This window comes from Nonomuraea sp. NPDC049419, assembly GCF_040676995.1.
In the GTDB taxonomy this organism is placed as follows: domain Bacteria; phylum Actinomycetota; class Actinomycetes; order Streptosporangiales; family Streptosporangiaceae; genus Nonomuraea; species Nonomuraea salmonea.
On record NZ_JBFAQB010000004.1, the window covers coordinates 303,341 to 325,172 of the forward strand.

General features: G+C 68.6%; 18 protein-coding genes, 1 tRNA gene and 1 pseudogene. 10 read left to right on the forward strand and 10 right to left on the reverse strand.

All coding sequences use genetic code 11. The features are described from left to right. Positions 1-85: 85 nt before the first annotated feature. The 3 genes from AB0K12_RS15440 to AB0K12_RS15450 all read left to right on the forward strand — a co-directional run bounded on the left by AB0K12_RS15440 (position 86) and on the right by AB0K12_RS15450 (position 3,182). Positions 86-1,060 (forward strand): bacterial transcriptional activator domain-containing protein, encoded by a 975-nt coding sequence (locus AB0K12_RS15440; RefSeq protein ID WP_364560524.1) that lies wholly within the window; start codon positions 86-88, stop codon positions 1,058-1,060. Between the two features lie 791 nt (positions 1,061-1,851). Further along, the gene (locus AB0K12_RS15445) at positions 1,852-2,814 is read left to right on the forward strand and encodes a hypothetical protein (RefSeq protein ID WP_364560527.1); all 963 of its coding nucleotides are present in this window, start codon (positions 1,852-1,854) and stop codon (positions 2,812-2,814) included. A gap of 29 nt (positions 2,815-2,843) precedes the next feature. Further along, positions 2,844-3,182, forward strand: a complete 339-nt coding sequence (locus tag AB0K12_RS15450; protein ID WP_364560530.1) for a hypothetical protein — start codon at positions 2,844-2,846, stop codon at positions 3,180-3,182. 152 nt (positions 3,183-3,334) lie between these two features. Here AB0K12_RS15450 and AB0K12_RS15455 read toward each other — a convergent pair whose 3' ends face one another. The 9 genes from AB0K12_RS15455 to AB0K12_RS15495 all read right to left on the reverse strand — a co-directional run bounded on the left by AB0K12_RS15455 (position 3,335) and on the right by AB0K12_RS15495 (position 13,854). Beyond that, entirely contained in the window at positions 3,335-4,279 is a 945-nt protein-coding gene (locus AB0K12_RS15455; RefSeq protein ID WP_364560533.1) for a bifunctional lytic transglycosylase/C40 family peptidase, read from the reverse strand. Then, positions 4,279-5,178 carry a replication-relaxation family protein gene (locus tag AB0K12_RS15460; RefSeq protein ID WP_364383569.1) on the reverse strand — a complete coding sequence of 300 codons (900 nt, stop codon included), beginning with the start codon at positions 5,176-5,178 and terminating at the stop codon, positions 4,279-4,281. The genes AB0K12_RS15455 and AB0K12_RS15460 overlap by 1 nt, the downstream gene beginning before the upstream one ends. Beyond that, on the reverse strand, positions 5,175-7,520 hold the full coding sequence (locus AB0K12_RS15465; RefSeq protein WP_364560537.1) for a DUF87 domain-containing protein: 2,346 nt from the start codon (positions 7,518-7,520) through the stop codon (positions 5,175-5,177). Before AB0K12_RS15465 ends, AB0K12_RS15460 begins: the two co-directional genes overlap by 4 nt. Further along, positions 7,517-9,238 (reverse strand): ATP-binding protein, encoded by a 1,722-nt coding sequence (locus AB0K12_RS15470; RefSeq protein ID WP_364560540.1) that lies wholly within the window; start codon positions 9,236-9,238, stop codon positions 7,517-7,519. Before AB0K12_RS15470 ends, AB0K12_RS15465 begins: the two co-directional genes overlap by 4 nt. Further along, the gene (locus AB0K12_RS15475; RefSeq protein WP_364560542.1) at positions 9,235-10,212 is read right to left on the reverse strand and encodes a PrgI family mobile element protein; all 978 of its coding nucleotides are present in this window, start codon (positions 10,210-10,212) and stop codon (positions 9,235-9,237) included. Before AB0K12_RS15475 ends, AB0K12_RS15470 begins: the two co-directional genes overlap by 4 nt. Next, a complete protein-coding gene (locus AB0K12_RS15480; protein WP_364560545.1) occupies positions 10,196-11,719 on the reverse strand; it encodes a hypothetical protein in 1,524 nt (507 codons plus the stop codon). The genes AB0K12_RS15475 and AB0K12_RS15480 overlap by 17 nt, the downstream gene beginning before the upstream one ends. A 1-nt stretch (position 11,720) precedes the next feature. Then, positions 11,721-12,005, reverse strand: coding sequence for a pilin (locus tag AB0K12_RS15485; RefSeq protein WP_364560548.1), 285 nt, complete (start codon positions 12,003-12,005; stop codon positions 11,721-11,723). A gap of 291 nt (positions 12,006-12,296) precedes the next feature. Continuing rightward, the gene (locus AB0K12_RS15490; RefSeq protein ID WP_364560551.1) at positions 12,297-13,070 is read right to left on the reverse strand and encodes a hypothetical protein; all 774 of its coding nucleotides are present in this window, start codon (positions 13,068-13,070) and stop codon (positions 12,297-12,299) included. Between the two features lie 238 nt (positions 13,071-13,308). Further along, positions 13,309-13,854, reverse strand: a complete 546-nt coding sequence (locus AB0K12_RS15495) for a hypothetical protein (RefSeq protein WP_364560554.1) — start codon at positions 13,852-13,854, stop codon at positions 13,309-13,311. 692 nt (positions 13,855-14,546) lie between these two features. On the opposite strand from AB0K12_RS15495, the gene AB0K12_RS15500 reads away from it, so the two are divergent. The 5 genes and pseudogenes from AB0K12_RS15500 (at position 14,547) to AB0K12_RS15520 (ending at position 18,280) form a co-directional block, all read left to right on the forward strand. Continuing rightward, positions 14,547-15,416, forward strand: a complete 870-nt coding sequence (locus tag AB0K12_RS15500; RefSeq protein ID WP_364560557.1) for a DNA methyltransferase — start codon at positions 14,547-14,549, stop codon at positions 15,414-15,416. A gap of 83 nt (positions 15,417-15,499) precedes the next feature. Next, positions 15,500-15,826: pseudogene (locus tag AB0K12_RS15505) on the forward strand (DNA methyltransferase); the annotation flags it as partial. A gap of 45 nt (positions 15,827-15,871) precedes the next feature. Beyond that, positions 15,872-16,267: a hypothetical protein gene (locus AB0K12_RS15510; RefSeq protein WP_364561443.1), complete on the forward strand. Its 396-nt coding sequence runs from the start codon at positions 15,872-15,874 to the stop codon at positions 16,265-16,267. Between the two features lie 205 nt (positions 16,268-16,472). Further along, a complete protein-coding gene (locus AB0K12_RS15515; protein ID WP_364560559.1) occupies positions 16,473-16,625 on the forward strand; it encodes a hypothetical protein in 153 nt (50 codons plus the stop codon). Then, positions 16,622-18,280, forward strand: coding sequence for a recombinase family protein (locus AB0K12_RS15520; protein ID WP_364560561.1), 1,659 nt, complete (start codon positions 16,622-16,624; stop codon positions 18,278-18,280). The genes AB0K12_RS15515 and AB0K12_RS15520 overlap by 4 nt, the downstream gene beginning before the upstream one ends. Here the strand turns inward: AB0K12_RS15520 and AB0K12_RS15525 are convergent. Then, positions 18,262-18,347: transfer RNA gene (locus AB0K12_RS15525), tRNA-Leu, on the reverse strand. The genes AB0K12_RS15520 and AB0K12_RS15525 overlap by 19 nt on opposite strands. A gap of 330 nt (positions 18,348-18,677) precedes the next feature. On the opposite strand from AB0K12_RS15525, the gene AB0K12_RS15530 reads away from it, so the two are divergent. Both AB0K12_RS15530 and AB0K12_RS15535 read left to right on the forward strand, forming a co-directional pair. After that, positions 18,678-19,301, forward strand: a complete 624-nt coding sequence (locus tag AB0K12_RS15530) for a hypothetical protein (protein ID WP_364560563.1) — start codon at positions 18,678-18,680, stop codon at positions 19,299-19,301. Positions 19,302-19,647: 346 nt separating this feature from the next. Continuing rightward, positions 19,648-21,726 carry a chaplin family protein gene (locus tag AB0K12_RS15535; protein WP_364560566.1) on the forward strand — a complete coding sequence of 693 codons (2,079 nt, stop codon included), beginning with the start codon at positions 19,648-19,650 and terminating at the stop codon, positions 21,724-21,726. Positions 21,727-21,832: the final 106 nt, after the last annotated feature.

Below are 21,832 nucleotides of genomic sequence, written 5' to 3' on the forward strand. Positions count from 1 at the left end.
CGCCGTGGGGAGTTTCAGGCTCTCCGATTCCGCACCGCGCGAGATCTGATCAGTGCGAACGCTCAAGAGCGGAGAGGGAGGCAACATGCGGCGGCAGTTCGTTGGGGAGACGGCGAGGGCACTGGCCGGACGATCGTCGGCGATACGGAGCCTGGTCGGACTCCTGATGACGTTCGGTTCGTACGGCTCGCGGCGCCGACGGGTGCAGCGACTCACCGATGTCCGCCCTGAGACGGAGACAGTCAGCATGCCCGCAAGAACGGCCCATGAAATCCCGGTGGTGCCCGCTCCACAACCAGAGCCGGCCCCCACGCCGGTGGCCGACCGGCGCGGCCTGATTCGCCTCGTCGGCCAGTGCAGCATCGAGGGGCGCAACCGTACGGCGGGCGGATGGGGGACCGACACCTGGGCGCTCCTCGGCCTGCTCGCCGAGCACCGCTCCTCCCTGCTCACCAAGAGCGCGGCCCGCGACAAGCTGTGGCCGGAGGCAGAGATGCCGCATGACCGGTTCGCCGGCCTGCTCAAGGCGACGCGCGCCAAGATGTGCGAGGCGCTCGGGATGCCAGGCAACTACGGGCGGATCGTCATTCAGTTCATGGGCAGCACCGGCTACCGGATCAACCCTGACCTCTACACCTGCGATGTCTGGCAGATCCGCGACCTCCTCACCGCCGCAGCCCGGGCCAAGGGACCGGAGAAGGCCGCCGCGCTGATCGCCGCCACGGACCTCTACATCGGCCCCTATCTCCCCGGCGTAGACCTCAGCTGGGCTTGCGGCGCGGCGGACTCTCTGAACCGTGCCGTCGTCCAAGCCCTCGCTCAACTCGCCGACCTGGAGGAGCAGCCCGAAGCCGAGGTCGCTTATCTCGAACGCGCCACCGAACTCGACGGTGTCGCCGAGCATCTGTACCGCAGGCGAATGGAGGTTTACGGCCGCCTCGGCAGGCTGCAGGCGATCCATTACTGCTATGACGAAGTCCTGGAACGGCTGCGCACTCGGGCGAGGAGGCCGTCCCCGCAAACAGAGCAGCTCTATCGAAGGCTTACCGACTTCGGCTGAGTGGTTGCTCGACTTGACGGTGGTCGCGGAGGTGAGCGCTTATATAACCGGTGCGTATACGCGCACGTACAACTGAAAGGGGGTGTGGCCCATGCGTTTATTACGCATTGATCCGGCAGGGTCGCCGAGCTAAGTAGCGGCGATTCTGATGCCCTCACTGCCCAGCGTCCTCAAGACCTGAGCAGGTGGCCTCGCAGCCGCGTGCATGCCGCAGTATCCGGCTGCGAGGCCGACCCTCGGCACAGCTTGCCTGAGCTGTCGCCAGGTCACGCTGGCTGCCACATAGAGAGGGACCAGCCGGCTGCTATCCGGCTGGTCCCACCCCTCAGACTACGGCCATGCCCGCCGTGGGAAGGCTGGCTTCCAGAGGTGGGAAGCCCTCGTTGCGCGATCTTTGCGCTCTGCTGCTCCGGCCCGCAGGTCGGTGTGCCGATCGCCCTACCGTTCGGGCTACCGCCTTGACCAGTACCCCCGCGTGGGCGCGCGTGCGCAGGTAGGCGGGGCCGTGCGGGGTACCGATGGCCCGCCCGACTCGCTCTACGAGTCGAATACTCGCCATGAAGCGGCCCTTGGTGCTTTATGCCAGCGGCCTGTCGCTCCTGCGTCTCCATTCGCAATTCCTAAGCCCCTGCCTCCTTTCTTGATAAGAAAGCTAATCGGCCGGGGCTCTGAATTGGTCGACGATTTCCTGCCTGGTCAGGCGCTCGCAGGCCAATCTTTTTTACCAACGCGCCGCCGAATCGGCTTGCTTCGCATTCGACGTCGAGAAATAGTCGTCTTGTACGAACGAAATGGGCCCGGAAAATTCCGGCGCACGACACCAGTTCAAGGAGAAACAAATGACAGCGAACACGGTGGCCGAGAAGGCTGAAACCTCGGCCGAGTTTCGCCCTGAAGGCGCTGCGGCCAAGGTATGGGAGGCATTGATCGCCACCCCGGCCGCATCCGTCACGATGATCGCCGAGGCGGCCGGGGTATCGCGTCCGACCGCGACGAAGGCACTGACGGCGTTCGCCGAGGCGGGCCACGCCAGCCGCACCCCCGGCGGACGTTCTGAGGAAGGCCGCCCCCTACCTGACCAGTGGTCTGCGATCCTCCTCGACACCACATCGGAGGAGGGCGACGACGTCCCGCCGGACACAGCCGCTGACGCCAGCATCGAGGACCCGACCACGCCCGAGACGGAGCAGCAGAGCACCGCCATATCCCTCGCCGACGCCATGCGCCTCCTGGAACAGGAGGAGGCCCGCCGCACGGAGGCCGAGGCCGAGCTGGCCAGAGCTCAGGCAGAGGAGGAGGCCCGCCGCCAGCAGGCCGCCGAGGCCCTGGCGAAGGCCCGCAGGATCGAGGACACGCGCCGCGCCCTGACCGACCTGCTCAACGCCGTCACCACCACTTACGCGGCCCTCCTGTCCGACGATGACACGGCGTTCACCACGGGCCTGGAAGCCATCTACAGCGGCACCACAGAAGTACGTAAGGCGACCCGCGCCACCCAGCCCAAGACCACCACCGGGTGGGGCTCCGCGCGGCGCGGTGATCGCAGCACACCCAGGCCCCTGCGCCCGGACGTGGTCGCCCATCTGACGAAGTACCCGGACCTGGCGTTCACCGCCAACGAGATCGCCAAGGTGCTCGGCCGTTCCTCCGGAGCGGTCGCCAACGCCCTGGACACCCTCGCTCGTAACGGCGAAGCCGAACTCGTCAGCGAACACCCCAACCGCTTCCGCGCCGCCAAGCCGCAGGACGCATAGTCATCGGCCCTGACAAGAGAGGAGAAAACATGGCCGACGAGATGTTCACCCTCCTGGGGTGGGCATGGGATGTAGACCTGGCCACCCGCCTGGCCCGACGCCACCCAGTACGCCCGGCTGCTATCCGGACGTTGACCGGCGTCAAGGACCTCATCCGCATCGACCCCAAGCACGCCGCGACAGTCGACGTGACCAAGCCCATCCTGGTCGTCCCGCTCCCGTGCGCCCTGCCGCCCGGCAACCGCCTGGTGATCGACGGCTGGCACCGCATACACCGCGCCCTCGACCTGGGAATGGAGAAGCTGCCCGCGATTCTCCTGGACCCGGCCGACGAACGCACCTGCCGCCTACGGGGCGGCGACATCTGACACGGTGCGCATAGGCGGGGATCGGCTGTGACCGATCCCCGCCTACGCGCTATGTGGCATCTCTCGTCGGCTCTCAGCGATGGATCCAGGAACGAGACAAGGACGAACGTGCTCGTCAGCGGTGCCGAGAGCTACCAGCGTGAGCGCTTGCCTCAGCCACCCGGACGGGCGTAACCGACAAGGTCTCGTCGGGATGTGTAGTGGCTGATACGAACACGTAGGCCGGTACGCGGGGCTTCAATCATGCGATCTCCGTCGATAATGAGGCCAACATGCCCGGGGCGGCCCGGGGCTCCGCCCGAGCCCTGGAAGAACACGAGATCGCCGGGAGCGCGGTGGTCGGGCGGGACATGGGGGATGGCCAGCCACTGATCCTCAGCGGTACGCGGCAGGGCGACTCCGGCTTGGTGCCACGCGTAACGGACGAGGGCAGAGCAGTCGAAGCCCATCACCCTCGTGCCCAGCCCTATCCCCGTCGTCGGGCCTTCGAGGTCGCCGCCTCCATACGAGTAAGGGGTGCCCAGCCAGCGGGACGCCGCCGCCACCGCAGCCGTGCCGCGTTCAGATCCGCTGATCAGGAGGGGCGGGCAGGCTACGGCGTAGGAGTCGGCGATGCGTAGGACCTTGGCAACGTACGCGGGGTCGTGGTTGTAGCGCAGGAGCGCCTGTTCGAGGTGGGTCGGTGCGCCGCTGTGCCGGAGGTAGGCGGCTGCGGCGGGGATGGCATCAGCGGGGTCGTAGATATCTGCCGTGCCGTCCGCGTTGCCGTCTACGCCGAAGGCTTGCCAAGTGCCCGGGATGAATTGCATGGGGCCTGCTGCTCCGGCTGGGTTGGTGCCGGTGGTGACGCCGGGCCCGGTGCCTCGGCCGTGGTCGGACTCAACCTTGCCGACCGCTGCTAGGACGGTCCAAGGGATGCCGTTGCGGGCGGCGGCCTGCTGGTAGAGGTCGAGGTACTGGAGCGGGATGTCGGCAGGTGCGGACGTACCGCAGGAGGCGCTCGGAACGTCGCTACCTGGCAGCACAGCGGCGATGACGCTGACGAGGACGGCGATCAGGGCGAGCGCCCCGATCGCCGTGCCGATGATGACCGGCATTACGAGGGAACGTCCATGCGCCCCCACGCGTCCCGTAGGGCGATCAGGCGGCGGCGGGGGCCGGTTGATCCGGCTGGTAGCCATACCGGCCCGGCGGGCCCGTCGGGGGCCGTGGCGGGCGTGTGGACGGCGGTGGCCACGGGGACGTCAGGGGCCATCAGGAACTTGCGGAAGTTGGCCTCGCGCGTGGGGTTCGGGAGCCAGAAGAGTACGTGCGTGCTGATGCCGGTCGCTTCGGCCAGGGCGGCGTACCCGTCGAGCTTGGCCAGGACACGGGACAGCGGCTCGGTGCCGGTGTCGTGTTCCAGGAAGAAGTCGATGGTGTCCGGCTGGCCGGTGGGGGAGAGCTCGGTCCAGCGTCCGAAGGCGTCCGGCCGAGCGAGGTCGCCCCAGAGCGCGGTGCATCGGCGTTCGGGCCACCATTCGGCGACTTCACACCCGTCGGCTCGGCGGCGGGCCGTGGCGTGGAGCTGAGCGAAGAACTCGTTCACTCCCACCTGGTGGGTCAGCCGGGAGGAGAAGGCGATCGCGCCGGCCGTGTCAGGGCGGTAGCGGAGTTCGGCGGGGGTGATGCCGCGCTGGGCGGCCAGGTGGTGGGCACCAGTGGGGCCGAGGATCCAGTGCCAGGGGCGGCTGCCGGTAGGGGCCCAGGGGCGGAAGCGGTCCAGGGCGCGTGGTTCGTACAGGTCCAGGAGGCGGTGGCGGGCGCGGTGGATGCTCGGGAAGAAGATGGCGGTCAGCTGGTCGGTGGTGAGGACGCGGTGTTCCCAGACGGCGTCGAGGATCTCGGCGTCTCGTGGGGTGAGGCGCGCGGCCAGACCGGTGAGGAGGGCTTGGCTGGCACGGGCGCGTGGGTGCCGGGAGGGGAGCAGGCGACGGGGTGAATTCGGCCGGGTCATATAGCGCCCTCCTCGTGGGCTCGGCGTGGATCGGTCGGGAGGCGGAGTTTCGGCTTGCTCGCTGTGGTGGTCTCGGGGCGTGCGAACGTCGCACGGGAGGCGGTCCGGACGGCTTCTTGGCGGCCGGGGATCGGATCGGGGAGAGGCCGGGTGCGGAAGGTGAACGCCGGTGACGGGCCTCCTGCGCCGGTCATGATTCGTCCGGCTGCCTGGTACGCGCCCAGGTGGGACAGGTCATGCGCGGTGAGTACGGGACCGACGTGGCGAGCAAGGTCGTGAGCGTCTTCCGGTGAGGCGGTGAAGTAGACCTTGTTGCGCGCGTCGGCGGAGACGGCTTCGCGGAGGTCCTTAGGGAGCTGGGACAGGTGCTGGTGGGCGAGCGTCAGCGAGAAGCGGTAGGCGCGTGCCTCGGCGAGGAGGTCGCTGACGGAGATGGGCATGTTGAGGAAGTTCTGGGCCTCGTCGATGTAGGCGGCGGCATCCTGGCGTTCGTGTTCGGGCAGGCGTACGCGGGGAGTGATGGCCTGCCAGGTGTGGGCGAGGAGGAGCGAGCCGAAGAGGCGCGCGGCGTCCTCGCCGAGGACGCCCTTGGGCAGTCGGGCGAGGATGAGGCCACCGGTGTCCAGGGTGCAGGCCAGGTCGAACGTGGAGGCCCCGCCGGACAGGGCGTCCCGGACGAACGGGCGCAGGAGGACGGCGCGGAGCTTGTTCATGACGGGGCTGATTACTGAGGCGCGGGCGGCGGGTGACAGCTCGTCGTACGCGGACCAGAAGCCGCGCAGCAGCTCATCATCGAGTTTGCCGACGATCCGGGCACGGAACGGGGTGTCGGTGAGGAGCTTCGGCACGTCGGCGAGGGTTGCGCGGTTGCGCTGAGTTCGTACGAGGGTGAGGCAGGCCGAGCGCATGAGGTCGTCCAGCCGCGGGCCCCAGGAAGAGGCGAAGCAGCGGTGGAAGATGCTGACGATCGAGTCGACCGCGAACGCCGGGTCCGGTCCGGCGAGGACGTTGAAGCAGGGCGGATTGCCGGGTTCGGCCGGGTCGAAGAGGACCGTCCGGTTGATGGCGCGTTCGGGCAGGCGGTCGAGTACGTCGTCGATCAGGTCGCCCTTGGGGTCGATGACCAGGGCGCCTCGGCCGGCATGGGCGTCAGAGAGGATGAGGTTGGCCAGGAAGGTGGACTTGCCGACACCGGTCTGTCCGAGGACGTGAAGGTGCTGGCGGGCCGAAGCCACCGTGACCCCCACCGGGCGCGGGTGGCCGGTCTCCGCGTCACCCAGGACACGGATGTCCTGTCCGTACATGGGGACATCAGGCGCGGGCGGGATGGGTCGGGCTCCGGCTCGTGTGACGCCGGGAGCAGCCTGGTCGTAAGGCAGGTGGGCCAGCGCGGCCAGCTCATCGACGGCCAAGAGGTAGCCGCAGTTCATGCGGCGCTTCGACATGCGCCCGGGTAGATCAAGGCCGCGCAGGCGGCGCAAGTACTGATGACCGGAGGCGAAGAGCGCGAAGGTGGCGGCGATCTCGTGGGCACGACCACGGAGCCGGTCCGAGGCGTCAGGCCGGTCACTCGTCACGGCGTACGAGATCTGGACAGAGAAGCGCGGCTGATTCGCCTTGGCGAGGATGGCCCGGATCTCCTCAGCACGCTCGGGGAACAACCGCGACAGCTCACCGGGCCGGCTGTGATGCAGCCCGCCCGGAGTGATGACGTCGAACAAGTCAGCCCGAAGGCTGCTGGACCTGCCGTTCCGCAGCGCTGAAGCGGCGCGGTGCGCGGCTGACAGCCGCCGCCCGGTCACCGGGCGGACCAGAACCTGGACGGCGGCGTGCTCGCCCTGGCGCAACCCCGAGAGCGCACCGAGGAGCGCGCGCAGCGGATCGTTGCGGTGCGCGGTCATGAGCGGGTAGTGGTCGGGCCGAGCCAGAACCATCCGCCCTCGGGAAACGACAGCACCGCGCGACGGGAGAGCTTCAGCCGGACGAGTGGTCACGGCCGCACCCGGCCAGGCCGACCGGATCGCCTTCTCCACCAGCCCAGGCGGCACGCCCCCCGGCACCCACACCTGCACCCGGACCCCGGCCGCATCAGCCACGTACTCCCAGGCCAGATGAGGCTGACCGAACAAGACCCGCTTCCAGCGCGGCGCGGTCAGCCCCATCACCTGCGACCACCAGGCAGCCGCGCTCCCGGCCTCGACCTGCGGCGGAACCGCGATCTCGACCAGCCGAGCGTTACGGCCGAAGCGCGCGTTGCGCCACCGCCAGAGGACGGCCTCAGCCGCGCTGAGACCGGCGGCACCACCGATGACGGCTCCCCAGAGCCCTGGATCGGCGATCATTCCGCCGGGTCCGTGGTGGCGAGCGCGTGCTCGGACGTACTGGCGACGGCGACGAAAGCGGCGCGATCTCCGACGCCCCCGCACACCAGTCCCTCGCCCTGTCCGGCCGACAACAGGAAGAGCCGTTCTCCTTCGGTGAGGTCGAAGGCTTCGGCGATCTCGTCGATGGCCTGCGGTGCCTGCCGCAGCAGGACCTGCGTACTGGCGTTGGATACGACAGCCTTCCCGAGGTCAGAGCCGAGCAGATCAGCGGCGTCCTGGGTGACGACGGCGAGCCCGGCCCAGTGCTTGCGGGCGGACTTGGCCAGCCGGTAGAGGAACCTCGCGCCCTCGTTCTCGCGCATCAGCGTCCACGCCTCGTCGACCACGACCAGGCGGCGTCGCCGATCGGCGGGGTTGGACACGCGCCGCCAGATCGCGTCGAGCGCCAGGAGCATCCCGACCGGCCGGGTCTCCTCGGGCAGGTCCCGCAGCGAGAACACGATCAGGTGACCGTCCGGCCGCGTGGTGGTCGGGCCGGCGAACAGGCTCCGGTAGGACCCGGACACGTACGGCGCGAGCCGCGCGGCCAGCTCGGACGCCTCCGGCGCGTCGGTGGCGTCCAGCATCGTCACCAGGTCGGCGAGCAGCGGCGCGGGACGCTTCCACGTGCGCCGATCCGAGGTGATGCCCTGAGCCGCGTAAGTGGCGATCACCGCCTTGTCCAGAACGGCCTTCGTCGCGGCAGTGAGCGGTTCACCGAGCATGGTCGCGACCAGCGTCTGGAAGAACATCGCGCGGCGGTCGAGCGCATCTTCGTCGGCGGAGGCGGGCAGGTCGAACGGGTTGAAGCACACCCCTGGCGTGCCGAGCCCGAGGACGGTCCCTCCGACCGCGTCCGAGAGGCGGCGGTACTCGTCCTCGGGATCGACCACGCACACCTCGACCTGGTGGAACAGCAGCCGCAGCACCTCCAGCTTGGTGAAGTACGACTTGCCCGCCCCTGACCTGGCGATCGTCACGGAGTTGTAGTTGTCGTGAGCGAACCGATCCCACAGCACGACGCCGGAGGAGTACGCGTTCAGCCCGATCAACACCGGCGTCTCGCCGAGCCGGGGCCGCAGATCAGGCGAGGCGAACGGGAACGCCGCCGCGAGCGCCGAGGTGTCGAAGGTCCGGCGGGTCTTCAGCGTGTCCGTGCCGAGTGGAAGTGTGGCCGTCCATCCCTGCATCGCCCGGAACGTCGTCGGCTGCGCGTCGAGCAGCAGCGACGCCGCCAGCGCCTTGACGTGCTGCACCTCCGCCTCCAGCTCCTCGGCATCCGCGGCGTGCACCGTGAGATAGAGGCCGACCCGGAACAGCCGGCCATGCCCTCTGGCGAGGGACGCGGCCAACTCAGCAGCGTCATCGGCAGCGGCCTCAGCGGCGAAGTCCGGCATCCGGGCGCTTGCGGAGGCGGACTCCAGGCGGGCGAGCTGGCGGCGCAGGCGCTGGGCGGCAATCAACGGCGGAATCGGCTCGATGTGCAGGGACACGTCGAGGTGCCCTGGATAGCCGGTCAGCGGTTCGAGCCAGCCCGCGCCGACCTCCCGTGGATACCCGGCGATCGCGAACGACGCGCACAGGCCGTCCGGGAACTCGACTGACCGGGCGTTGACCTTCAAGGACGACGGGCCGGGCAAGGCAACGGCGGTACGGGCCAGCTCCTCGTCGCCGCCGGCAGGCCGGGTGAATCTCATTGAGCCCCCTCTCCAAGCGTGATCGGCTCATCTGGACGGGCGACCCCGACCGGTTCGGGACGACGCGGCGACAGCGACCGTACGAGCAGATCGCGAGCCTCCTCAGCGCCCACGACGACGGCCTGAACACCGAGGCCGAGCAGGGAACGTACGGTCTCCTCGGCGCGACGCATCACGATGGCCGCCGAGCTGTCCCGCCGAGCCGCACGCCGGGACCTCCGCGTGAACCCGGGCGGCTGCTCGGTGTCCTGGTGACGAAGGACGACCAGAACATCCCGCGTCAGCAGATCCCGAGTGGCGCCCAGCTCGCCGAGGAACTCGGCATGCTGCCTCGCCGCCTGCTCAAGCGCGGGATCGGCCAGCCGCCAAGCTGCACCCTCGATCACGTCGGCGAGGTCAGACAGATCAACCGGCCGCGCCTGTAGAAGGATCTGCACGGGCGCGTCCAGCGAGTTCAACCACCCGGCGAACACCCCGACCAGCGCCGCCTGCTCCTCGCCCGTCCGCAACCCGAACGCCACGGTCCCGGCACGGACGACAGCAACAGTCCCGCCTTCCGCGAGCTCCATGACGCCGTCTTCACGGATCGCCCGGACCGGGAGCCGCAACGCACCTGGTAGACGGCCCCGGACCCGGCACCAGGCCGGCGGCGGGAGAACTCTTTCCTCGGTGGTGACCAGCTTGCGGTCCCGCCGCAGGTGGCCGATGGCGTGCAGGACGAGCCGGTCGAGGCTGAGCCCGTCCCGCCTGCCGAGCGCCAGCGCGCATCCGCAGGCGATCAGCGGCAGGATGATCGCGACGAGCACCGGGAGAGGCAGCCGGTCGCCGGCTATGAGGTACACCCAGGCAGCCAGCACCCCGGTCCCGCCCAGGATCGCGACCTGCCGGACCGTCAGGTTCGCGAAGAGCTTGTCCGGCATCTCGACATCGGCTGGAATTTTCGCGACCAGCCGTTCTTTACTTGCGTGGCGCACGACGTGCCGCCCTTCTGGGAAGACGAGGCATCTGAAGCCGCAACGAGACCTGAGACGGGCGCGGCAGTGAACGACGGGGCTCAGAAGGCACGGCCCCATTGGGAGGCCGGTCGCGCCGGACAACGGGTCGGGGACGCGGCGTCGGCTGCGGACGGCCAACGGGCTGCCCTCTATCGGTGGGCGCTGGTGGGGATGCACGGTGAACCTGCGCATCCTCACCGCCCGGACGGCGGTTGTCGGCGGTCGTCCCCGGTGGACGACGCGGATGGCGTGGCATGCCCGGACGTGGCCCGCCCGCGTTCGGCCCCGATCCACCGCTCGGACCTCCGCCAGGAGGGCCGCTGGGCCCGCCTTTGCCGCTCGGTGAGGTGGGCGGCTTCGGAGGCTTGGGCCGGCGCGCGGCGCGGGCGGCATTGAGCCCCTTGCCGAGGAGCATGTTCAGCCCGCGATAGACGATCAGCGACTTCACCAGCCGTGAAAGGGCCCGAGGCTTGCTCGCCTGCCAGATGGTCCGAGCGACCCAGCCAGGGATCTTGAGCAGGACGAACAGCAGGCAGATGGCCATGAGCAGGTCGGTCATGTCCGCCGTACTCGGAAGCCAGAACGAGTCGTCGTCGGCTGGATTGGCGGAGAACAGCAGTTGCAGCGCCGTGACGAGCACGAGCGACTGGCACATCTGGATCGCGAGCAGCCCGGCGAACGCCCGCCACCACAACCGCGCGATCCCCTCGGTGACGGGCAGCGCATGAAGGACCAACGCGAGCGGGGCCGCCACGATCACGACCATGGTGAGCGCGATCCGAACGATGTAGGTGAACAGCACACCAACCGCCAGGACGATCACCACGAGCGCTACGAAGGCGAAGAACACGCCCTTGAGCACGATGCCCGCGAGAACCGCCTTCTTGATCGCGTCGAACACCAGCGTCGGATCGATCCGTTCGGCCCCATCGATCAGGAACGCCTGGCTCAGCCCGTTCGCCAGAGTGATCGCGTACTTGATGGCGATCAGGCTGAGGTTCGCGGCCAGGAACGCCCACACGAGCCGCGGCAGCAGTTCCCGCGCCGAGGTCCCGCCGGGCAGCGCCTGCCCGACCACGAGCATCACGCCCGCGACCGTCACCAGCAGCACGAAGCAGGTGTTCGCGATCGTCCGCGACAGCTCCCACAACTGCTTGGCCCGCGCCATCTCGGGAGAATCCAGCTCCGGCGTCGCCAGTACGGTCGAGCCGAGCGACTCGAACACCGGCTTGGTCGCCGACTCCACAAGATGCGTGAACCACTCGTCCATCGCCAGCCGCGTCTTGCACGCCACATCGATGAACCCGCAGTCCAACTCCGGCTCTGCCGGCGACGAGCTGGGCGTGGCAGAAGGTGTAGGAGTCGGTACGGGCGTCGCAGGTGCGGCACCGGCGACCCCGCTGAGCAGCACCGAGACGAGCGCCGCCGTACCGACCGCCAGCAGAGCGAACAACCCGAACGCTCTGAGGCGGGCCAAGGCCGCCACGTCAGGCCCCCACGATCCGCTGCAGAATCCCCACCAGGACCGGAGCGAGCATCGCCACTCCGAACCCGAGCGCCCCGTACCGTAGCGTCTTCTTGGCGGCCTCGACCTCCCCAGGGTCACCGCCGGCCAGGATGTACCGGACGCCGCCGATGGTGAAGAACAGCGTGGCCAGGCCGACCAGCAGCCCGATCACCACGTTGCGCAGGTTGGTGATGACCTGGTCAAGCGAGGCCGAGGCCAGCCTAGTCATCGCCTCGGCGACGCCGGGCACGGTCAGCGCGGCCACCAGGCAACCGGCGGTCCAGAGCGCTGAAGCGGCGGCACGCCGGGCCCAGCTCGTACCTGCTGGAACCCGGACAACGAACAACGGACAAGGCCGAAACGGCTTCATGACATGGCTCCCCGAGACGTAAGGGTCTTGAGCTGGGCCGCCAGCCGCGATCACAGGCCCGAGGCGGGCCGGGATGGGTGTCCTCCTTCAAAGGACTAGGGACGATGAACTCGATGGGAACGGGCAACCGCCCCCCAGTGCTCCGCCCCGAGCCGCGATCACGGCTGACATGGATGAACCACCGATTCAACAGGCGAGATTGGAGGCCGGCCCGTCACAGCTGACCGAGACTTGACCCTCCTCGATCGCCCGCGCCAGCCGCGCCTCGGCCGCCCTCCGCCGCTTGTACAGCCGATCCGCCGGCACCCCGAGCCGCCCCGCGTACGCCCGCAACGCCTGCCCCTCCAGACGCGTCGCGTTGATCAGCTTCGCCTCATCCGAGCTGATGACCCGGCACCGAACAGCCTCGGCAAGCACCATGAACGGCTCCCCGTCGAGAGCCACAGGCTCCGGCACATCGGCGCAGATCTCGACGGACGAGCACTCCCGCGCCCGTACTCGAAGCGCCCCCTTCTTCGCCCACAGCAGCAGCCGAGGCAGGATGTTCGGCCGATCGAGATCGATCCGGCGAAGCTGCGCGACGAAGTACGTCACCATCTCCGAGACGATGTCCTCAGCCACGTGCGCAGGGCACCCCTGCGTGGTCCGCGCGGCCAGATTCTTCAACCCCGGCATCGCCACCCCGACGCACCCGATCACCCAGGCGGGGTCGTCGGCACGCGAGCGTCGTACGAGATGCGCCCAGACCGCGTCCTTGAGTTCGTCGCCGGCCTGTGGCTTGAGCAGCAGCTCCTTCAGCTCAAGCAGGTCGATCGGACGTTCAGGTAGTCCGTACCCGATGGCGCGGCCGTCCACGGAGAGTGGCCTCGGACCGGTGACCAGCAGATGGAACGCCTTGTCCGCCGCACGCAGCGCGTTCTCGTTGAAGTGCGTCGAGGACGTGTTGTCTTTCAGAGCCATGGGGTCTCCCCGGGTCGAGCTGGATCGGTGAATCCAGGTCTCGACCACGGGTTGGGAGAAGCTCCGAGCGTCAGCGGCAGAAGCGCGGACACCACAATGCGCCGCCGACCCTCCCATCTCTCCTCTGACCTGCGGAGACGGTCAGAGCCCACGCTCACGCCCAAGAATTTCGCCAAGCCGCCCGAGCTGTTCTTGGCCTGCTGTCCGGAGTCGCGCGAGATGTCCCGTCAAAGGATCGTCAAAGCCGGTCGGCTATGGTCAGCGGGGAGGCGGCTTGGAGGGCCTGAGCGGTCTCGGACGCCTTGTCAACGGCATCGCTCAGCTGCGAAAGCAGGGCACCCGCAAGCGCAACGCTCAGCAACAGCCCCATCGCCTTCGCGGTCCCGATGAGCGTGCCACGCACCCAGTGCTTTTCTTCGGATGGGTCTTTCCATACGCCGAAGCGGATCGCCTGCCAGGCCAGAACGAAGGCGGCCGCTGCGGCGTATTGGTACCCCACTTGCCAGCCACGTGTCGTGATGACCGACAGACCTACCGAGACGAGCCCCATCGCGAAGGCGACGAGGGTGAGCCGAGTGGCGCGAACGACCCGTGGCATGCGGTCCGCGATGCCGAGGGGTATCTCCACTGGTGCGCGCTTGGGGATGAGATCTTTCAAGCGCAATGCGCGGAACCGGCGAGCTCCGGCACGCCAGCTGGTGATGAGCTCGCGTTTTCTTCTCCATACCAGCTTCAGAGGCTTGGCGATCCCCTTGTAGAAGAGGAAGGTTTCGCGGTTGGACATGAGGGATACGAAACCCACTCCTCTGATGTCCGTACGATCTTCGTACTGGCCGTTTCTGGTTTTCCGCTGCCAGCGCGGGATGTCCTGTATCACGTGACCGTCTGACATGACCCGGCCTGGCTTCTTGTGGTGCCTACAGTATTTCCACTCGCCAGGAACCGGGGTCCTGCACGGCTTGTCCGAGCGTGCTTGCTGTGTGTGATAGTACTTGCAGGTCACCGGCCATACCCGGCCTCTAAATATCCATAGTGCCAACCGTAATATCACCATGAAAGGTAAGAATAAAAGTGCCAGGATCAGAGGCCAGGGTATTGGGCTGACCGTATCAAGCCATCTAGCGAAGATGGAAAGGAGCTGTCCCATGAGCTCCAGGAAGTCCGCCATCTCCCCATGAAGCCACCGAGTTGCTGTTCCGTGTAGGCAAGAATGGGGTCCGAATCTGGTGAGGTTTTGCTCAGAGAAGTGAACACCGCAAAGCATTTGCATTGCTGGTCGATTCGCGGTCGGTAGCGGTCTCGCGACAAAGTGTTATGGCGAGTGCGTCGTGCGTGGGGGAAGCGTTGCGGTCTTGGCCGCCGAAGCACGTGTAGGCGGACCTCAGGGTTGCGCTGAAGGCCGGGGCCGTTCCAACCACAGCTGATCACGGGGTGTTTCAGTGCATGGGAACGGGGGACCGTCGCGGGTCATCTCAGATGAGCAACAACGAAAGATCGCGATCGAAGCGGTCGCGGGCGACCGAGAGGCGGCTGGTGCCGCTCTCGGTGTGGTTGTGTTCCGACGCTGGATACGGGGCGCCCAAGGCGAAGGACCAGCCGCCCGTTGCCGAGGCGGTATGTGAGCGGCATCGTCAGGCAGTCGGGCGGGAGCTGGCGCGGCATCTGATCGGTGCCTGCACTCGTCCGGGCTCAGTCGTCGCGGACGTTTTCACGACGAGTGAGACGGTCCTCGTCGCGGCGGCGGAGATGGGACGGCTGGGCATCGGGCTCGCTCCGCGGCTGCCGGTCGCACAGCACCTTGTCAGTCGGCTGCGGCAGGATCTCGCGGCAGATCAGCGGGCCGCTGTAAGGCTGCGTCCGCATGGGCCGCAGGCGCTCCGAGAGGCGCTGCTCGGTCTCGAGAGCCGGGTTGAGCTGCTGATCGCGGCTCTTCCTCCGTATCCGGAGCTCGGACGGTCGATCGGTCCGGCAGAGGGCTCCTGCCCTACGTGCCGGGCCGAGCAACCGGGGCTCGAGGTGACGCACCTGGATCGTTTCCTGGAGGATGCGCGGCATGTTCTAGCGCCGGATGGCCACTTGGCGGTGATCACGACTGCTCGGTATGAGCACGGCAGGCTGGTGGACCAGGCGCCGGGGATCATCCAGCGGGCGGCACGGGCCGGGCTCACCTACCTTCAGCACGTCATCGCGTTGCGGGTCCCGATCGAAGGCGATGCGCTCGTCGTTCAGCCTGGCCCGGCGGAGCTGGCGCAGCTTCGCCGGGTGCAGTCGGCGGAGTTGCCGCCGGTGGTGTCGGTGCATGCCGACGTGTGTCTGTTCGCTCGTAGCGGCGGGGGGGCTCGGTGAGCGCGAGTATGGTGCCGTCGGTGCTGGCCACGGGGCAGTTGCAGTCGCGTGTTCAACGCCAGGGCCGGTATGTCCCAGAGTCGATGAGGCACCCAGGCAAGATGCTGCCGTCGATCGCCTCCCGGGTCGTATCCACGTTCACCGAGCCGGGGGATCTGGTCGTGGACCCGATGTGCGGGATCGGGACCACTCTGGTGGAGGCGGTGCACCTGGGGCGGCACGCGGCGGGGATGGAGTACGAGGCGGACTTCGCCGGTCTTACGGCTGCGAACGTTCAGCATGCTCGCTCGCAGGGCGCTACAGGCTTCGCCAGGGTGGCTTGTGGGGACGCACGGAACATCTCGACGGTGTTCGCAAACCTACGGGGCTTGGCCGCGTTGGTGCTGACGTCTCCGCCCTATGGGGAACGGACCCACGGTCATGTCCGGTGCGGAAGTCGCGAAGGTGGCGGACCGGTGGAGAAGTCGAATCACCGGTACTCCACCGACAAGGGCAATCTCGCTCATCAGAGACTGCCCCGGCTGATGGAGGGGTTCGGGCAGATCCTGGCTGGCTGCGGGGAACTGTTGCGGCCTGGTGGTGTGGTCGCGATCACTGTCCGGCCGATACGAGTCAACGGAGGGCTCGTTGACATCCCCGGTCGCGTGATCGAGACGGCAGAAGCCGCCGGCCTGGTTCTCGTGCATCGCCTGGCGGCGCTGCTGTGTGGGCTGCGTGACGGCGAGCTGGTGAACCGGGCGTCGTTCTTCCAGATGCTGGAGACCTGGAGGGGCCGGGAGAAAGGGCAGCCGGTGTGCGCTGCCGCTCATGAGGATCTTCTCATTCTGCGCAAGGAGGGGAACCAGCGGTGAGGGCCGCCTTCTCCGGCAGCACGGCGATGTCCACAGGCTGTGTGCAACCGCCAGTCGCCGGACGAGTGGAGAGTCGTGTCCAGGCGGTGATTGACATCCGTCGTCGAGGCGAGCGGTCATGTATCGCTGTCGGGGGCGGGCGGGCCCGTAGGGCCCGATCCGGTCGGCGGTGGGCTCGGGGACTCGTTCCGAGCCGGGGCGGGCTGTGAGCGGCGCAGGTGGCCGGCTGCGTGTGGTGGTGCCGGGGGAGGAGCTGAAGCTCACCCCCGGCGCTGCCGGGGTGCTGCTGCGGATCCTGCTCAAAGCCGCCGCCCGTGCGAAGCAGTCGCAGGCCGAGAGGAAAGGGCAGGAGAAGTGACGATCAGGTTTGGCTTCTACGGTCGGGTGTCAACGGAGGACAACCAGGATCCGGAGGCGTCACGGGCTTGGCAGTTGCATCGGGCGCGGGCGCTGATTGACAGCCGGGGCGGGGAGATCGTCGCCGAGTTCTTCGACGTCGACAAGTCCCGTTCGATTCCCTGGCAGCTTCGGCCGCACGCGGCGGCGCTGATCGAGGAGTTGAAGGATCCGCGGCGGGGCTTCGATGCGGTGGTGATCGGGGAGCCGCAGAGGGCGTTCTACGGCAACCAGTACAGCCTGACCTTCCCGTTGTTCGAGCACTTCGGAGTGCCGCTGTGGGTGCCCGAGGTCGGCGGGCCGATCGATCCGGCGAACGAGGCCCACGACATGATCATGGGTGTCTTCGGCGGGTTGTCGAAGGGCGAGCGGAACCGGATCAAGATTCGGGTACGGGCTGCGATGGCGGCTATCACGGCCACGGAAGGCAGGTTCCTGGGTGGGCGGCCGCCCTACGGCTACACCCTTCAGGACGCCGGTCCGCATCCGAATCCGGGTAAGGCGGCTGACGGCCGGAGGCTGCGACGGCTGGTGGCTGATCCGGTCACGTCGCGAGTGGTGCGGTGGATCTACAGCGAGTTTCTCAAGGGACGGGGCTACCTGGACATCGCCGAGGACCTGACATTGCAGGGCGTCTTGTCGCCGTCGGCCAGCGACCCGGGCAGAAACAAGCACCGGGACCAAAGGGCCTGGTCGAAGTACGCCGTCCGCGTGATCCTCACCAACCCGCGCTACACCGGCCACCAGGTATGGAACAAGCAGCGCAAGGACGAGGTCCTGCTGGACGTGGAGAACGTCGCGTTGGGGACGACGACCAAGCAGAGGTGGAATGCCAAGGATCAGTGGATCTGGTCAGAGCATCCCGTGCACGACGCGATCGTGAGCGTCGAGGTGTATCAGCGCGTCCAGGAGATTCTCGCCGAGCGGGCGCGTGGCCGGTTCAGCCACCGTCCCCATCCGACTCGTCGCCCGTACGCCTTCCGGGGCGTGCTGTTCTGTGGGTACTGCGAGCGTCGGATGCAGGGCAGTTGGAACAACCGGCAGGCGTACTACCGGTGCCGCTTTCCTGCCCAGTACGCCATCACCAACGAGCTGGACCATCCGAAGGTCGTGTACCTGCGGGAGGCGGAGATCCTGGATGAGGTGGATGGCTGGCTGGGGACCGAGTTCGGTTCCGACAGGCTGGAACACGTGATCGCGGCGATGGCCGAGCAGGCGATCGATCCGAACGAGGCCGCGCTGATCGATCTGCGCAAACGGCTGGCGAAGTGTGATCGGAAGCTCAATCAGTACCGCTCCGCGCTCGACGCGGGAGGTGACCCGATCGGAATCTCCTCCTGGATCAACGAGACCAAGAACGAGCGTGCTCGGCTGGAGGGGGAGCTGAAGGCGGTCCCGGCCGCGCAGCGCATCACCGTCGCCGAGATCAGGTCGATGATCGGAGAGGTCGGGGATCTGGTGCGGCTCATCGGGGAAACTGATCCGAATGACAAGGCCAAGCTCTACAGCCAGCTGGGCCTGAAGCTCACGTACTACCCGGAAAAGCAGTATGTGGAGGCCCGGATCAATCCGGAACCCCCACATGTGCGTTCAGTGTGTGTCCGAGGGGGGACTTGAACCCCCATGCCCATCACTGGGCACTAGCACCTCAAGCTAGCGCGTCTGCCTATTCCGCCACCCGGACTTGGTGCCTGCACGTGGGACCGTCATCCCGCGTCGGCTCCGTAAGGTTAGCAAACTCTGAGCACTGAGTCATACCGAGAAACCGGGGCCGGTTCGCCGAGGGGGCGGGATGGGGGGAACGGGGGCTCGGGATGGGGGTTCCGTGGGGCTCGGGGGAGGGGGATGGGTGGGTTGGGGTGGGTCTGCGTACTGGGGAGTTGGGGAATTTCTGGCCGTCGGCTGAAAAGGGCTTGCGGCAACTTTGGGTGCTGCTACGGTTACGGATCGTTGAGGGGTGAGTCCACGGACCGGCCTCACATCGTGAGGCCGGTTCTGGAGCTTTGGAGGGCACATGACGCGCGAGGCGGACAGGCAGGTGCGGGCTTCGGCCCCGGCTGCTCGCCGCCCGCGTGTCGCCATCTCAGCGCAGGGCGTGACCATCGACCGGGCGGACCGGATGGCGCGGTTCGCGGCCGGCGCCCGGCGAGTCATCCTTCGTGCAGCCGCCACCGGGGTCCTCGTGGCCGCAGGGTGGCTGCTCGCTGTTCTGTTCGGCATGCTCACCGCCGCTCCGGCGGCCGCGGACTCCACCGCGGCGACAGGGGCGGCGGCAGAGACCGGATCCCAGGCTTCGGAGGCCGGCTCTCTTGATGAGACCGCGTCCCAGGCTCATCGTTCACTCACCAGCCCCGTGACGGCGTCAGTCAACGCCGAAGCCATGGCGGGGCGCACGGTCGACGGCCTCAACAGCCAGCAGGATCCTGGCCTGCCGTCACCGTCCAGCGCCGGAAAGATCCTGGACACCAACGGTTTGGTGCCCAACGGCGGTGGCAGCGGGCCGTTCGGGCCCGTTGCGGGGGACGTCGCGAGGTCCGCTTTCGACCCGCGGCTCGAGGCCGGTCGCGCCCCTCTGGCGCGCCTGCTTCCCCCCGTCGTCCGCACAGCGGCGGACGACCCCTCTTTCTCACCTGACTGATCCCGCGAAGGTCCGGGGCGCGGGCCGGCCACAGCCCGGCCGCCCACCGGACCGCGAAGAGCGCGGCTTCCCGGATCGAGCTCTCCGGAGCGAGCGCTGCTTCCCAGTACGAACGCGGCGGCGAAGCGTGCCGGTTCACCGGCAGCGCAGGCGCATCAAGGCGCCACCGCAGCTCGCCGCCCGCGGGTGAAACCAACGTCAGTTCACGCGGTTCGCGCATCCCCTGGGTCTCCCGCTGCACGCGGTGACAACGCGTGGAACGTACGGCGTCCCAACAGCCGTGCCCCGGGCAAGGCGCGCGAGACCGATTCACATCATCCCCCCAGAACCACTAGGAGCATCCATCATGCGTACGTGGGCGAAGGCATCGAGCCCTGCTGCTCTGCTGGCCGTGGCCGTCATGTCGTTCGGCGGCGGCACCGCGCTCGCCGACACCTCCGGCAACGGGTCCGTCGGCGGCGGCAACCAGGTCGACCTGCCGATCTCGCTGCCGATCGACATCAGCGGCAACGCGATCGCCGCCGTCGGCAAGTCGGAGGCGACCTCGCAGGGCGGCGCGGAAGTCGTCAGCACCGGCCGTAACGGCATCCCCAACAAGACGTCGGGCAACGGCAGCGTGCTAGGCGGCAACCAGGTCAACGCGCCCATCAGCGTCCCGGTCAACGCGTGCGGCAACGCCGTCTCCCTGATCGGCAAGTCCGACGCGGGCTGCAAGGGCGGCTCGACCGTCCGCACCCACGGCAAGGGCGGGGCCGGCGGCAACCGCACGTCGGGTGACGGCAGCGTGCTCGGCGGCAACCAGATCACCGCGCCCATCTCGGCCCCGATCAACGCCTGCGGCAACGCGGTGGCCATCTTCGGCGACGCGACCGCGGGCTGCAAGGGCGGCGCGACGGTGCACAACACCGGCAAGGGCGCGGGCGGCAACCGTACGTCCGGCAACGGCAGCGTCCTCGGCGGCAACCAGGTGGTGGCGCCGGTCAGTGTGCCGATCAACATCTGCGGCAACTCGGTCGCCGTGGTGGGCCGGGCGTTCTCCGGCTGCCAGGGCGGCTCGTCGGTCACCAACAACGGCGGGCCGGGCAACCGCTACCACACCCGCCACCAGGCGCCGGGGTCCAGGGGCAACGACACCGACGGGCGCTTCGGCGTCGGGAGCGGCAACCAGGTCATCGCGCCGATCAGCGTGCCGATCGACGTCTGCGGCAACGCCGTGGGCAACGCCTCGGCCGGGTGCCGCGGCGGGTCGAAGGTGGAGCAGTCGGGGCAGTCGGGCGCCGGTGGCAACCGCACCTCGGGTGCGGGCGGTGTCCTGAGCGGTAACCAGGTCGTGGCGCCGATCACCGCGCCGGTCAACGTCTGCGGCAACGCGGTGGCGTTGGTCGGGCACGCGTTCGCCGGGTGCAAGGGCGGCGCCACGGTGAAGAACCCGGCGCGGGGCGCGGGCGGCAACCGCACGTCGGGCGCCGGCGGCGTGCTGGCCGGCAACCAGGCGGTCGCGCCGATCACGGCCCCCGTCAACGCCTGCGGCAACGCGGCCGCCGTGCTCGGCCTCTCGCGGGCCCAGTGCCACGGCGGTGCGGGCGTCCACCCGCAGCACGGGGTCGGCGGCGGCAACAACCGCACCTCGGGCGCGGGCGGCGTGCTGAGCGGTAACCAGGTGGTGGCGCCGATCACCGCGCCGGTCAACGTCTGCGGCAACGCGGCGGCGGTCCTCGGTGACGCGGCGGCCGGCTGCCTCGGCGGCGCCCGGGTCGGCAAGCCGGGCCACCAAGGGCCGAGCAGGTTCGACCGCTTCGCCCGTACCACGACCAAGTTCGCGGCGGCCAAGGGCGGCCTGCTGCCCATCGCGCCCGCCCTGCCGGTGCTGGGCGGCGGCGGTCAGGAGGTCGGCGCCGCGGCGGCCGGCCTCGCCCAGGGGCTGCCCGCCACCGAGGTCACCAAGCACCTGCCCGGCGCCGGCGACCTGAGCGGCGTCACCCGCGGGCTCGAAGGCGTCGGCAACGTCAAGGAGGCCACCAAGCCCGCCGCGACCCCGCAGATCCCCGTCGTCGAGGACGTCTCCAAGACCCTCGGCCTGCCCCCGCTCCCCGAGCTGCCCGGCCTGACCCAGGCTCCGGCCACGCCGAAGCGCAAGCACGCCGCCGCCCCCGCCGACCACAAGCGCCGCACCGCTCCGTCCAGCCCCATTTCGGCGCTCTCCCCGGCGACCGACCTGGTCGCCTCCACCCCGGCCGGCAGCACCATCGCCTCGGCCACCCGCAGCCTGCCGATCGGTGGCATCGGTCTCATGAGCGCCGAGCAGCCGGCGGGCGTCACCGGGATGAACGGCGGATCTCTGATCGCCCTCGTGTTCGGCGGCATGCTGGCCGCTTCCGCGACGCTGTTCGCCTCTGCTCGCCGGTTCCGGCTCGGCCGTAAGTAGCAGCAAGGAGGTACTTATCTGAGGTACCTCTACGTTCATCCACTACCTGGTTGAACTTTGCCCGTTCCGGGGGCGCGGCCCGGGACGGGCAAAGTCATGCCCGGTG